Origin of the sequence: Yunchengibacter salinarum (genome assembly GCF_037658235.1) — a bacterium.
GTDB classification, from domain to species: domain Bacteria; phylum Pseudomonadota; class Alphaproteobacteria; order Sphingomonadales; family Kordiimonadaceae; genus Yunchengibacter; species Yunchengibacter salinarum.
Map to the genome: position 1 here is coordinate 60,543 of NZ_JBBJLN010000009.1, position 13,713 is coordinate 74,255.

General features: G+C 65.5%; 15 protein-coding genes. 4 read left to right on the forward strand and 11 right to left on the reverse strand.

What is annotated here, in order from left to right; translation table 11 throughout:
* Positions 1-119 precede the first annotated feature (119 nt).
* The 4 genes from WGH93_RS10825 (at position 120) to WGH93_RS10840 (ending at position 3,708) form a co-directional block, all read left to right on the forward strand.
* Positions 120-593, forward strand: coding sequence for a tRNA (cytidine(34)-2'-O)-methyltransferase (locus WGH93_RS10825; protein WP_374764904.1), 474 nt, complete (start codon positions 120-122; stop codon positions 591-593).
* Complete coding sequence (hemF, locus tag WGH93_RS10830) at positions 590-1,504, forward strand: oxygen-dependent coproporphyrinogen oxidase (protein ID WP_374764905.1); 915 nt, start codon at positions 590-592, stop codon at positions 1,502-1,504. Before WGH93_RS10825 ends, hemF begins: the two co-directional genes overlap by 4 nt.
* A 111-nt stretch (positions 1,505-1,615) precedes the next feature.
* A complete protein-coding gene (locus WGH93_RS10835) occupies positions 1,616-2,548 on the forward strand; it encodes an NAD(P)H-dependent flavin oxidoreductase (RefSeq protein ID WP_374764906.1) in 933 nt (310 codons plus the stop codon).
* 92 nt (positions 2,549-2,640) lie between these two features.
* Positions 2,641-3,708 (forward strand): endonuclease/exonuclease/phosphatase family protein, encoded by a 1,068-nt coding sequence (locus WGH93_RS10840; RefSeq protein ID WP_374764907.1) that lies wholly within the window; start codon positions 2,641-2,643, stop codon positions 3,706-3,708.
* Here WGH93_RS10840 and WGH93_RS10845 read toward each other — a convergent pair.
* From WGH93_RS10845 to WGH93_RS10895, 11 genes are all read right to left on the reverse strand, one after another.
* Positions 3,675-4,937, reverse strand: coding sequence for a CCA tRNA nucleotidyltransferase (locus WGH93_RS10845; protein WP_374764908.1), 1,263 nt, complete (start codon positions 4,935-4,937; stop codon positions 3,675-3,677). The two genes, WGH93_RS10840 and WGH93_RS10845, sit on opposite strands and share 34 nt — an antisense overlap.
* Positions 4,924-5,328, reverse strand: a complete 405-nt coding sequence (locus tag WGH93_RS10850) for a hypothetical protein (protein WP_374764909.1) — start codon at positions 5,326-5,328, stop codon at positions 4,924-4,926. The genes WGH93_RS10845 and WGH93_RS10850 overlap by 14 nt, the downstream gene beginning before the upstream one ends.
* Entirely contained in the window at positions 5,325-6,059 is a 735-nt protein-coding gene (locus WGH93_RS10855) for a CoA pyrophosphatase (protein ID WP_374764910.1), read from the reverse strand. Before WGH93_RS10855 ends, WGH93_RS10850 begins: the two co-directional genes overlap by 4 nt.
* A complete protein-coding gene (locus tag WGH93_RS10860) occupies positions 6,056-6,625 on the reverse strand; it encodes a DUF1285 domain-containing protein (RefSeq protein WP_374764911.1) in 570 nt (189 codons plus the stop codon). Before WGH93_RS10860 ends, WGH93_RS10855 begins: the two co-directional genes overlap by 4 nt.
* Positions 6,626-6,733: 108 nt before the next feature.
* Entirely contained in the window at positions 6,734-7,303 is a 570-nt protein-coding gene (locus WGH93_RS10865) for a GNAT family N-acetyltransferase (RefSeq protein WP_374764912.1), read from the reverse strand.
* 436 nt (positions 7,304-7,739) lie between these two features.
* The gene (groL, locus tag WGH93_RS10870) at positions 7,740-9,392 is read right to left on the reverse strand and encodes a chaperonin GroEL (protein ID WP_374764913.1); all 1,653 of its coding nucleotides are present in this window, start codon (positions 9,390-9,392) and stop codon (positions 7,740-7,742) included.
* A gap of 120 nt (positions 9,393-9,512) precedes the next feature.
* Positions 9,513-9,800 (reverse strand): co-chaperone GroES, encoded by a 288-nt coding sequence (gene groES / locus WGH93_RS10875; RefSeq protein WP_374764914.1) that lies wholly within the window; start codon positions 9,798-9,800, stop codon positions 9,513-9,515.
* Positions 9,801-10,042: 242 nt separating this feature from the next.
* The gene (locus tag WGH93_RS10880; protein WP_374764915.1) at positions 10,043-10,873 is read right to left on the reverse strand and encodes a hypothetical protein; all 831 of its coding nucleotides are present in this window, start codon (positions 10,871-10,873) and stop codon (positions 10,043-10,045) included.
* A gap of 208 nt (positions 10,874-11,081) precedes the next feature.
* A complete protein-coding gene (locus WGH93_RS10885; protein WP_374764916.1) occupies positions 11,082-11,507 on the reverse strand; it encodes a PaaI family thioesterase in 426 nt (141 codons plus the stop codon).
* 80 nt (positions 11,508-11,587) lie between these two features.
* A complete protein-coding gene (locus tag WGH93_RS10890) occupies positions 11,588-12,766 on the reverse strand; it encodes a sialidase family protein (RefSeq protein ID WP_374764917.1) in 1,179 nt (392 codons plus the stop codon).
* Positions 12,763-13,620: a TIGR00266 family protein gene (locus tag WGH93_RS10895; RefSeq protein ID WP_374764918.1), complete on the reverse strand. Its 858-nt coding sequence runs from the start codon at positions 13,618-13,620 to the stop codon at positions 12,763-12,765. Before WGH93_RS10895 ends, WGH93_RS10890 begins: the two co-directional genes overlap by 4 nt.
* Positions 13,621-13,713 lie beyond the last annotated feature (93 nt).

Consider the following 13,713-nt stretch of genomic DNA (forward strand, 5'->3'; position numbering starts at 1 on the left):
CACGACTGAAAGAGCAAGGGCAATCCTGTCGCATCCGGGCCGATCCGCCAGTGGCTCCGCGCCCGTTTTCCCCGATTAGAGGATGGACGCGCGCGCGGCCTCCGGCTAGCGTCACAGCCATGCATCTGGCGCTTTACCAACCCGACCAGCCGCCCAATACGGGCACAATGCTTCGCCTGGGCGCCTGCCTGGGCGTGGCGGTGCACGTGATCGAGCCTGCGGGCTTCCCCTTTTCCCGGCGGGCGGTGCGGCGCTATGGCCTCGACTATGTGGATGATGTGGACCTGCGCCACCATCTGGACGATGCGGCATTCTGGCGCTGGCTGGACGGCCACCGCGCGGCGACCGGCGGGCGGCTGATCCTGCTGACAACCGACGCCGCAACCGGCTATACCGGGCTGGACTACGGGCCGCACGACGTACTGATGGTGGGCCGGGAATCGGGTGGCGTACCGGAAGATGTGCACGCCCGCGCCGATGCGCGCGCGCGGATACACATGGCCGCTGGCGCCCGTTCGCTCAATGTGGCAGTGGCTGCCGCCATGGTGCTCGGCGAAGCGCTCAGACAAACCGGAAAGGATACGCCCAGATGACCCATAGCCCAGCCCTGGATCAGCAGTCCATCAATCAGCGGAAAGCCCAGGCGGCGGACTGGTTCCGCACCCTGCGGGACCGCATTTGCGATGCCTTTGAGCAGCTTGAGGACGCGCACGCCGCCAACATGCCGGATGTGGCGGACGCCCCGGCACCGGGCCGGTTCGAGCGCACGGCCTGGCCGAGGGTGAATGACGATGGCAGCGATGGCGGCGGCGGGGTCATGTCGATCATGCGCGGCGGGCGCGTGTTCGAAAAGGTGGGGGTGAACATCTCCACCGTGCATGGCCGATTCTCGGACGAATTCGCCGCCAATATTCCGGGCGCCGAGCAGGACCCCCGCTTCTTCGCCACCGGCGTGTCACTGGTGGCACACATGAACAGCCCGCTGGTGCCCGCCGTCCACATGAACACGCGCTTCATCGTGACCACGAAAAGCTGGTTCGGCGGTGGTGCGGACCTGAACGCCCCCCTGCCCTTCGATGACGATGTGGAAACCTTTCACACCGCGCTGCGCGCCTGCTGCGACCGACACGACAGCGGCTATTACGAGCGCTTCAAGAAATGGTGCGACGACTATTTCTACATTGTGCATCGCAAGCGCCCGCGCGGTCAGGGCGGCATCTTCTATGACTATCTGAACAGCGCGGATGAAGGCGGCGGATTCGACCACGACTTCGCCTTTACCCGCGATGTTGGCAGCACCTTTGCCGAGGTCTATCCCGAACTGGTGCGCCGCCGCATGGGCCTGAACTGGACCGACGCCCAGCGGGAGAAACAGTTGCGCTATCGCGGGCTCTATGCCGAATTCAATCTTGTCTATGACCGGGGCACCGCCTTCGGGCTGAAAACCGGCGGCAATGTGGATGCCATCCTCATGTCCCTGCCGCCGGAAGCCAAGTGGCCCTGAATCGCACGGAATCACGCGCCCGGCACGAAGGCATGAAAAATACTGGACTTTGCGGTCCAAAAATGGCCCCATCGGGTCCAGATCGCGGGGCCAGTCAACAGGGAGGGGTTCATGGCCATTCCATCCATTCTGCAACGGGGGCTCAGCCTGCCCGTTATCGCCGCACCGATGTTTCTGGTTTCCGGCCCGGAACTGGTCAAGGCCGCCTGCCGGGCCGGGGTGATCGGCACCTTTCCCAGCCTGAACGCCCGCCCGCTTGAGGCGCTGGACCAGTGGATGGCGGACATCAAGGCCGAAAGCGACAGCGGCGACGCCGCGCCCTGGGGCGTGAACCTGATCGTGCACCCCACCAATACCCGCCTGAAAGATGACCTGGACCTGGTTCTCGAACATCAGCCGCCGCTGGTGATCACCAGCGTGGGCCACCCCGGCGACATCGCGGAAAAAGTGCATGGCTATGGCGGCGTGGTGTTCCACGACGTGATTCACATGAAGCACGCCTATAAGGCCGCCGAGGCGGGCGTGGACGGCATCATCGCCGTGTGCGCGGGCGCGGGCGGCCATGCCGGGCTGATGAACCCCTTCACCTTCATCCCGCAACTGAAAGATGCCTTCGACAAGACCATTATCCTGGCGGGCACCCTGTCCGACGGGCGCGCCGTGCGCGCGGCGGAAGTGCTGGGGGCGGATTTCAGCTATATGGGCACCCGCTTCATCGCCACCCGCGAAAGCGCGGCGGATCAGGCATATCGGCAGATGATCGAACAGGACGGCAGCGCCGACATCGTCTATACGGACAAGGTGTCCGGCATCCGGGGCAACTTCCTCAAGCGCAGCCTGGAACAGGCGGGGCTGGACCCGGAAACCGGCCAACCCCTGAAGGACAAGCCCAGCTTCGGGGAGGAAAACGCCCGCGGCGGCGGGTCCAAGGCGGCGTGGAAGGAAGTGTGGTCCGCCGGTCAGGGCGTGGGCCAGATCACGGACAGCCCCAGCGTGGCCGATCTGGTAGCCCGCCTCAAGGCGGACTATGACGCCGCCCGCTGATCCCGGAACACACCACCGTGGCTGCACCAATGGTTGTCATGCGCCCTTAAGGCGGGTATCGTTATGGCATCGTGCCATCGCTGGAAAACACCATGAACCGGATTGCACCCCTTTTACGCTCGATCGCCCGTCCCCGCCGCCGTCAGGGGCGCACAGCCGCGCCCCGTCGCCGTGCGGGCGCTCTACCGGGGGCGGGGGCGCTGATCCTGGCTCTGGCCGGGCTGACACCCCTACCGGGTCAGGAAGTCAGCGCAGCGGACGGCCTTGAGGTGGATATCCTCAGCTATAATGTGAACGCCCTGCCCGCCCTGCCGGGGGATGGGCTGTCCCGCCGCATGACCGAAATCGGGAAGCGCCTGGCGCGCCTGCATGAAGATCGGGACCGCCCCCAGGTGGTTCTGTTGCAGGAAGCCTTCGACCCCCGCGTTCGGGCGCTTATTGCGGAAGCCGGCTTCCCGTTTCAGGTGCGCGGCCCCGGTCGCCGGGCGGGTGGTGCGTCTCCCGGCAACAAGGTGCTGGATGCCGTGCTGGATGCGGTGGGCGTAAAGGGGGATACCGGAACACCGCTCAACAGCGGCCTTTACATCCTGTCCGAACTGCCGGTGATGGAAGCCCGCTTCACCACCTTCGATTCCGCCTGCGCCGGGCTGGATTGTTTCGCCAACAAATCCATTCTGATGGCCCGGCTGCGCCTGCCGGATGATGGCGGCCTGATCGATGTTGTCACCAGCCATTTCAATTCGCACGGGTCCAGCGGTGTTCCGGCAGCGGTTTCCCGCGCCGCACACACGAAACAGGTGGATATTCTGGCCCGCTTCCTGAAAGGGCGCGGCAGCGAACACCCGCTCGTGCTCGCGGGGGATTTCAATGTCCGCCCGGTGCCGCGCTACCGCACCTTCCGCAAGACCATCACGGTGCGGGATGTGGGCCGCCAATGCACTCTGGCGCTGCCGGATTGCACCCTTGCGGACGACACAAGCCCGCCCGAAGTGCGTATGCAGACCAATGACAAGCACTTCATGCGTGCCGGGGCGGCCCTCAATCTCCGCCCCGTGCACGTGGCCCGCACCTTTCGCGGCTACTTCGAGGGAAGGCCCCTGTCCGACCATCTGGGGTATGCGGTGCGCTACCGGCTGACCGCGCCGGACCCCGATTCCTGATCCACCAGGCTCAGCAGCGCCGCCCTGTCGGGGCGGCAACCCGCATCCAGCCAGTGCCGCTCCAGATCGGCCAGCCTGTCCCCCAGTGTCGGCCCCCTGGGCACGCCCCGGGCCATCAGATCCCGTGCCGTCACGGGCAGAACCGGTGTATCCAGCCCGTTCAGCCGGTGCAGCATCGCCGCCAGGCCGCCCGCGCCGCCAAGCTGCATCCGCACCGCCAGATTGGCGGCGTCCCGCCCGAACCGGTATAAAAGGCGCCGCATGGCACCCGTCACCCCCGGCGCGTCCGGGCCATCCAGCGCCTCGTCCGCCGCCAGCGCCGCGACGCAGGCCGCCAGGCCCCGTTCCTCCCGATTGGACAGGCGCAGCGCCCGTTTCAAGGCAACCACCGGCGCCGCCGCACCGCCCGCCAGCACGGCGAGCCGGGCCAGCGCCGGGCCTGGCCCCGCGCCCCCGGCCATCCGGTCAGCCGCCATCAGGCGATCAAAACCCGCAAAATCAAGATGGCTGGCCCCGTCCCCCAGCACATGGGGCCACAGACCGTCCTCAGCCATGAAAGCCACCGCCCGCGACGGGTCGGGCGCGGCCAGCAGCTTGCGGGTTTCCGCCCCGATCCGCTCGCGGGACAGCCCGTCCAGCAAGGCGGGGTGCGCCGCCGCCGCGCGCCGAGAGTCCGCGCACACGGCACCGGCCGGAAACCGGGCGAGAAACCGGTAATATCGCAACAGGCGAAGGGCATCTTCCTGGATGCGGTCCATCGGGTCGCCAATGAAGCGCACCCGGCCCGCCGCCAGATCCGACGCGCCGTCCAGCGGATCATACAGCCGGCCATCCGGGCACATATACAGGGCGTTCATGGTGAAATCCCGGCGCCGGGCATCGGCTTCCCAGTCCCGTGTGAAGGCCACGTCCGCCCGGCGCCCATGGCTTTTCACGTCCCGGCGCAGCGTGGTGACTTCCACCGCCCGCCCGCCAAGCGCCACGGTGACCGTGCCATGGTCAAGACCGGTGGGGATTACCTTGGCGTCACCCCCGTCAAGGGCGGCCATCACGCGGTCGGGGGTCAGGTCCGTGGCGGCATCCACATCCTCGATCGTCAGGCCCAGCAGATGGTCACGCACCGCGCCGCCCACAAAACACAGATGCGCTTCGCCCAGCCCGTCCACCAATGCCCGGCAGACCGGCCAATCCAGCCAGCCGGGCCGCGCGTCGGCCTCAGCCGTCGCCATTATCGTCCTGCTCGGTGGCGCCGTCATCAATGCCTTCGCCCTCGTCCGCGCCCGCGCCGCGCGGCTCGCCAGAGGCGGTGGCCGCGCCCGTGCCATTGGCGCCCTGCTCCGGTTTGCTCTCCTCGAAGCGGCCCGGCACCAGTTCGCCATTTTCCACGCGGGACGGCACATAGGTGGTGCTGGGGTCGCCGCTGTTGTCGTCGCTCAGATACAGACCCAGCCCGGCCCCCAGACCCACGACCAGAAGCCCCAGCAGCACCAGACGCAGACGCCTGACCTCGGCGGCCTTTTCGGATTCATCACCGGTCTTCCGGGACAGCCAGCGCAACCAGAACAGCAGCGCCAGCACCGGCACCAGCAACAGGACAATCCGCAACACAATGGCACTCATGGTAATTCCTTCCCCCGCGAGTCGCCGGGCACGTCAGACGCTGTTCCCGCGCCGGGGCCGCCAAGACGGCGCCGGGGCGTCGTCTCCAGAACATCGCACAGATTGACCAGCATGGCCGCCGTCGCGCCCCAGATGGTACGACCTTCATAGTCTATTGTAAAAAAGGTCCGGCGGCGACCGCGCCAGGCCACGGTTCGGCGCTTGTGCCGGGAGCGGTCCATCAGAAAGCCGAGCGGCACCTCGAAGGCTTCCGCCACCTCGCCGGGGTCCAGGTGCAGGGGCCGATCCGCGGGCACCACGCCGACCACCGGCGTAACGTGGAACCCCGTGCCCGTGCGGTACCGGTCCAGTCGGCCGCAGACCGTCACATCATGCCTATGCAGGCCCACCTCCTCCTCAGCCTCCCGCAGGGCGGTCAGCACCGGATCGGGGTCTTCCGGGTCCATGCGGCCACCGGGAAAGGCCACCTGCCCGGCATGTTTGGACAGGTGATCCGCCCGACGGGTCAGCAGCACGCTGGGCGCGGCGCGATCGACCAACGGCACCAGCACTGCCGCCCGATGAACCGGAGGGCGCTTGTCCACGCCGAGCATCACCGCCTCTTCCGGCGCCATCAGGTCTTCATCCGAGCGCACCGATCGCGCCGCCGGATTACCGGGTCGCAGCGCCGCCTGCAACCAGGAATGCAGAGCGCCATCCGCGTTGGCATGGGGCGTGGCCGCCTTGGTCATGCCTCGACCGCCTCCACGCAGCCCAGGTCGAAGCGGGCGCCCGCGCTGTCCACCATCAGATGGTCGCCGTCCGCATGGCGCTCCGGTTCGGCCATGGCCACCAGGTCATAAAAGGCGGATCGCACCAGCAGGCCGTCCAGCCGGTCCCGCACCCGCACATAAGGGCGTGGCTGGCCCTGATCGTCATGATGCACCCACAGGGGATGTTCGTCATCCAGCACCACCTGTTCATCCAGATTGGTGGTGGCGGTGATCACCGGGCCGTCCGCCGTTTCGTGACGGTCCAGCCGAACAATGGTGAAGGGCGCATCGTCCACGGTGATTCCCAGCTTTTCCACCGGGGTCACCAGATAGGTTCCGCCATCCGAATCCTTTCTGAGCACGCTGGCGAACAGCTTGACCATGCGCTGCCGCCCGATCGGGCTGCCCATATAGAACCAGCGTCCGTCACGGGCGATGCGCATGTCGATATCGCCGCAAAAGGGCGGATTCCAGCGATGCACCGGCGGGCGGGACTGCGTGCCGATCTCCGCCATGATGTCATTAAGGCTGCGGGCGGCGGTCATGTGGCGACTCTCCTCACATAAAGGTGATTTCCCATTATATGAGGGCAGAAGGCCGCCGGGAAAACCCCCCGTGGCCCACCTTTGCTTCCCGGCTCGCCCGGTACCGCCCTATCGGCTGGCGGTACAGGCCGCGGGCGCCGGGGTTTCGGCCCGTTGTTCCGGCACGCGACCAAGGCGCGGCACCAGTTGCCCCACCGCGGGCATCGGATTGCCGGACCGGCCATGGCGCACCATCAACCGATCCGCATCCCGGTTGCCCGGCAGGGTCACATAACGCGGCAGAACCGGGCGGAAGCCGTGCGGTTCGAAATAGGCGCGGCTGCCCACCAGCAGCACACAGTCAAAGTCGCCGTCCTCATCCACGGCCCTCAGCGCGGCCCGCATCAGCGCACGGCCCAGCCGCTGCCCGCGCCGGGACGGGTCGATGGCAAGCGGGCCGAGCAGCAGCGCCGTGAACTGCCTGCCATTCAGGCTGTCCTGCACCATTACGGGCCAGAAACGCACGGCACCCACCATGCGCCGGTCATGATCCCGCGCCACGCGGCCCAGATGATAGAAGGGCGAGCCGCTACGCAGCGCATAGGACGACAGGGTCTGCCGCCGGGGACCGAAACTTCTGTCCAGCAGGGCTTCGATGGCGGGGCCATCCTCCGCCCATTCACGATCGATCATATCCATGGAAAGCGACTTTCACAGGCGCCCGCGCCGCAGGGGCAACGGGCCGGGAAAACTGAAATATTCGAAACAGGTTCAGCCTGCGGGCGGCAGGGGGTCCCGGTCAGGCGGGAATCCGGCGCCCGCGCGTCATCGTCGCGCCGAGCGGCGGAACGGGGCCGGGCTGCCAAAGGCGGCGCCTTTCCCCATATGGGTGCGCAGGCAATCATGTGCGGGCATTATGCCGGCTCCTGTGACAATCGCTGGTCAACGGGGCGAACCTAATATGACAAATCCCGCATGGCGAGAAAAAAAGTGCGCCCGCAGCGCATTTCTCGCAAGGTTCTGTCCCATAAAGGGAATCAAGATGGCTGAAAAACCAAAAACCCCGGAGCGCGGCACGCTCCGGGGCTGAAGAAAGGCTGGCATATCAGGCCAGCACAGGGGTCGGGTCGGCTGATTACATCATGCCGCCCATGCCACCCATGCCGCCCATACCGCCCATGTCACCGCCACCGCCGGACGATTTCTCTTCCGGGATTTCGGCGACCATGGCTTCGGTGGTGATCATCAGACCGGCCACGGAAGACGCATCTTCAAGCGCGGTGCGGACAACCTTGGTCGGGTCGATAATGCCCTTGGCCACCAGGTCGGTGTATTCTTCGTTCTGGGCATCAAAGCCGTAATTGTCCTTGTTGGCTTCCAGCAGCTTGCCGACCACGACGGCGCCGTCCACGCCGGCGTTTTCGGCGATCTGGCGAATCGGGCCGCTCAGCGCGGTGCGGATGATGTCCACGCCCTTGCGCTGATCATCATTTTCGCCTTCCACGCCTTCAAGCGCGACGATGGCGGCCAGCAGAGCCGTGCCGCCACCGGGCACGATGCCTTCTTCCACCGCGGCGCGGGTGGCGTGCAGGGCATCGTCCACGCGGTCCTTGCGTTCCTTCACCTCGATCTCGGAACCACCGCCGACGCGGATAACGGCCACACCGCCGGACAGCTTGGCCAGGCGCTCCTGCAGCTTTTCCTTGTCATAGTCGGAGGTGGTGTTCTCGACCTGTGCCTTGATCTGCTCACAACGGGCGCGGATATCGTCCTGCTCGCCCACACCATCGACGATGGTGGTCTCGTCCTTGGTGATGTTCACATTCTTGGCGGAGCCGAGCATGTCGATGGTGACATTTTCCAGCTTGATGCCCAGGTCTTCGCTGACAACCTGACCGCCGGTCAGAACGGCGATGTCTTCCAGCATGGCCTTGCGACGATCACCGAAGCCCGGTGCTTTCACGGCAGCCACTTTCATGCCGCCGCGCAGCTTGTTGACCACCAGCGTGGCCAGGGCCTCGCCTTCAATGTCCTCGGCGATGATCAGCAGCGGACGGTTGCTCTGCACCACGCTTTCCAGCAGCGGCAGCATGGGCTGAAGGTTGGACAGCTTTTTCTCGTGCAGCAGGATCAGCGGGTTTTCCAGCTCCGTGGTCATCTTTTCGCCATTGGTGACGAAATAGGGGGAGAGATAGCCACGGTCGAACTGCATACCTTCAACGACTTCCAGCTCGTTTTCCAGGCCCTTGGCTTCCTCGACCGTGATGACGCCTTCCTTGCCCACTTTTTCCATGGCATCGGCAATCATCTGGCCCACTTCCTTTTCGCCATTGGCGGAAATGGTGCCCACTTGCGCGATCTCACCGGACGTTTCCACTTCGCGGCTGCGCTCCTTCAGGGCGGCAACCACTTTCAGGGTGGCCAGGTCGATACCGCGCTTCAGGTCCATCGGGTTCATGCCCGCGGCAACGGACTTCATGCCCTCGCGCACGATGGTCTGGGCCAGAACGGTGGCGGTGGTGGTGCCGTCGCCCGCAATGTCATTGGTGCGGCTGGCCACTTCCTTGACCATTTGCGCGCCCATGTTCTCGAACTTGTCCTTCAGTTCGATTTCCTTGGCAACGGACACGCCATCCTTGGTGATGCGCGGGGCACCGAAAGACTTGTCCAGCACCACATTGCGACCCTTGGGGCCCAGCGTCACCTTGACCGCATTGGCCAGGGTATCCACGCCGCGCATGATCGCCTTGCGGGCATCTTCGTCGAATTTCACTTCTTTTGCAGCCATTTGGCACTCCTTGAAATGGTTTTCCCCCGTGGGGGACTGTTCCCTTGAGGCCGGTCCCGATCGGCGCACCGGTCAAGGGCGTCACGGTCAGGACCATGAGATGGAAAGGACCAGCAGCCTTTAGCCGATGATCCCGAGAATGTCGGATTCCTTCATGATCAGCAGGTCTTCACCGTCCAGCTTCACTTCGGTGCCGGACCACTTGCCGAACAGAACCTTGTCACCCTTTTTCACATCCAGCGGGGTGACCTTGCCGTCTTCGGCCTTGGCGCCATCGCCCACGGCGATCACTTCGCCTTCGCTGGGTTTTTCCTGGGCGGTGTCCGGCAGAATGATGCCGCCTGCCGTCTTTTCTTCGCTTTCCACGCGCTTCACAAGAACGCGGTCATGGAGCGGACGAAATGCCATTTTCTTTTCTCCGTAAAGATTGATCCTGAAGAAGGGTGTTAGCACTCGACCCTCCAGAGTGCTAACGTGACCCGCATATAGGCAGGCACGCAGACGGCTTCAAGAAGCTGGCAAAAAATTTTCCGGATTTTTTTGCCCCCGGCACGGCGCCCCTTCAGACAGGCCAGGCGGACGGGGCGACTTAACATCACGCCCACGCCCCCGGCAAGGGCTCCAACACGCGCCGAAACGCTCACAGGCCGTTAATTCTCTTCGGTGGGGGAGACCCAATACATATCCGGGATCGCCTTCACCCGGTCGGTCAGGGCGGGGTTCGTCAAACGGATCACGCGGCGCCCCTTCAACAGGTCCAGCGCCTTGGCATTGCGATCATGCCGATAGAAGCGGGCTTCCAGTGTGCCCTGTGAAAAGGCCCCTTCAAAGCCCTGCATCAGAAGGTCCGCCAGTTCCTGATCCTGCTTGGCCATATAGGCGAACTGCGGCAGGCGATAGACGATGGTGAGACTTTCTTCCAACGCCAGACCGTCACCGGGGCCGCCATTGATTTCCGGCATCACCTCGTTGGCGCCGCGGCCATAGCCGTCCGCCGCGCCGGCGCGCACCCGGTCCCAGAGCGCCATATAGTCGCCCTCCTCCACCTTGATGCCATTGGCCTTGAGAATGCGGGTATCCGGCCAGCCGGTCCCGGAAGCGATCCGGGCCTGACGTTGCAGGGCCTCCAGACTGTCTATGCCGTTGAAAAGCGATTGCCGATCCGGCGGAATGATCAGCAGACGATAGCCCAGCAACCCGCGCGAAATGGGGAAATCCACCTGGGCAAAGCGGGCTTCCCGCTCGGCGGAGAAACCGGCGATGAACACATTGAACGGCGCATCGCCCGCCGCCAGCCGATCCATGGTGGTGGCCTGCGGCTCGTCAACCTTGACGATATCCAGCTCATGGGCGCCGGGGGCGTGGCGCACCGCGGTCCACAGAGCCTGAAATTCATAGGACTTGGAAACACTGGCATTGCGCCGGGTGGCCAGCACGAAACGGGCCGCATGACTTTCCGGCGCCAGCAATACGGCCAACACCAATAGCAGACTGCAAACGATTGCAAAACCAACCGCACCCGCGGCGAACCGTGGTGTTGAACCCTGCCCTGTCACACGAAACTCCTGCTTACATACGCTGGCCTGCCCACCATGCGCATCATCCCGTCTATAGGGAAAACGTTAATCATCCGTTAACGAAATTCAGACCGGGCACACCCCCTCATCGCAAAACAGCGAAGCTATCGTATCATAGCGTCTTTCTGATCCGCTTCACAATTCCGTTAATCGTCAGCACCGTGCTCTCATCCTGACGGATGGCGCCGCGTACGAAAATAAGCGACCCGGTGGCCCGCACCACCGCCCCGTCGGCCATCAGCACCGCATCGGGCCGGGCCGGGGCGATGAACTGGCTGTCAAAGGTCACGGTCACGCCCAGATCGTCCTTCAGCGCGTGGCGCGCGATCACGAACAGCGCATAGTCGGCAAAGCTCATCAGCAGACCACCATGCAGCATTCCGCCCGCATTGCAGTGGCGAGGCTCCGGCATCATGGCCGCTTCATGGGTGCCATCGTTCTTCCGGCGCAGGTAAAACGGCCCGACCAGTTGCTCGAACGGGTCGGTATCCCCCCAGGGCCGGAAGCCTTCCGGCAGGCGCGGATCATGGGCTGCCATGGCGCTTTATCCTTCCTGTCTGACATGTGGCGGTGAAAACGCGGGCACGGTCACGGTGGGCCGAGATTGCGGGCAGACGTTTACGGGCTGACCAGGGCGGCGTCAATCCCGCGCACGCCGCCCTCGTCGGGGGCGTACCAGGCCACCAGAACCCGCCCGTCCGCCATCAGGGCGGCGCTGGGATAGCCGCAGTCGGGGGACGGTACCCGATCGGTGATGATGTGTTCCGGCGCATGATCGATGGCCGCGACCAGCCCGGCCCCATCGGCCACGGGCTCACCCCCGTCGGTCAGCGGCGACACCAGACGAAAGCGCACGCCATATGGCGCATGGCGATAGCCGTAAACCAGCATCAAGCGCCCGTCCGGCAGCACCAGCGGGTCCACCGGGTGGCCGCGCGCCGAGCCGGTCAGGTGCACGGGGGCGAAATCGGCCGTTCGGTCCCCGCCCATGGTCACCGCGATGGCGTCATCCGCCGAAAAGGTGCGCGCCAGCAAGGTGATGCGCCCGGCGGGCCAGTTGACCAGCGTGGGCTCCACCAGCTTCGCCTTCGAATGCGCGACGGGCGCCCCCTCCACCAGCCAGGACAGGCCGTTGCCGCTGCTGTAAAGCCGCACCGCCGAGCCAACCCCGCTAAGCTGACTGGCATAGGTGGCCGCCAGCAGGCGCCCGCCCCTGAGCGCCGCCACGCGCCCCCGCACATTGGCGGTGCCGGGCCGGGAAGGCGGCACCAGCGGCGGCACCAGCGGGTCCGGCCCGAAGCTCTGGCGCGGCCCCCATGTGTGGCCGAAATCCGGGCTGATGCGGGCATAGGCGTGCCAGGACATATAGCGCGGCCCGCCCGCCACCGGGCGGCGGCTCTGTTTCAGGATCGCCGGGTCCAGGTCTTCATCGTCCACGGCAAAGGGGTGCCAGTGAAAGCCCAGTTGCCCGATCGCCCCGCCGGGGGCCACAAACAGGCTGGGGTCCTGATCCGCCAGTCGCGGGTCCTGTGGCGCGGTGCGTGGCGGCTCCGTCGGGTGCCCTTCCCGGTCCAGCCGGAGCAGCGCGATATGCGAACGAAAGTGCAGATGGTCCACCCGGTCCAGCGCCGGCCCCTCGGCGTCGCGGGCAAGAAAGGCCCGATGATCCGGTGCCCGGCGAAAGGCAAGCAGCGCATCCCCGCCCGGCCCCGCCAGCAGGCTGGGAAAGGCGGCGTGAAACCCGGCCTCCCGGTACAGGGATGGCAAGGGTCGGATATGGCATTTGCCCCGGCTCAAAACCGGTTGTCCCCGTCCAGGAAATTGCCCACCGAGCCCAGCACGGACCCCTCGCCCCGGTCGCCGCCCCGCTGCGGCACGGCGGCCAGCATCCGGCCAGCCAGTCGGCTGAAGGGCAGGCTTTGCAGCCATACCTTGCCGGGGCCGGTGAGGCGGGCGAAAAATACGCCCTCCCCGCCGAAGATCATGGATTTGATGCCGCCCACCCGCTCGATATCCATATCGATGTCGCCGGTCATGGCCGCCAGACAGCCGGTATCCACATGCAGCACCTCACCGGGGGCCAGGGTGCGTTCCACCACGGTGCCGCCGATATGAACGAAAACCCAGCCGTCGCCGTCCAGCCGCTGCATGATGAACCCTTCACCGCCAAAAAGGCCGGTGAGAATCCGCCTTTGCAGATGCAGACCGATCTGCACGCCGCGCGCGGCGGCGAGGAAACTGTCCTTCTGGCAGATCAGCGGGCCATCCAGACTGTCCAGCTTCAGCGCCAGTATATTGCCCGGAAAGGGCGCGGCGAAAGCGATCCGGGCCTTGCCGGTTCCTTCATGAGCGAACACGGTGGTGAACAGGCTTTCCCCGGTGATCAGCCGCTTTCCAGCCCCAAGAAGCCGCCCCATAAAGCCGCCTTCCTGGCCCGATCCGTCGCCGAACACCGCGTTCATGCTGATCGTCGAGTCCTTGTACATCATGGCCCCCGCCTCGGCGACGGCGGACTCGCCGGGGTCCAGTTCGATCTCCACGAACTGCATTTCCTGGCCCTCGATCCGGTAATCGATGTCGTCCGCCAGACCGCCGCGACGGTGATGCCGCCCGCCCGTGGCGGTGCCGGTGTCCGGTATGTGCGCGCTCATGCTCCCCCCTTTCCTATCAATACCTTGTGCCGGGCCCCTTGCCGTGGTGACGGCCCCGCCCCAAATCCCTTGGGCACGCCAAATGCGCCTTGA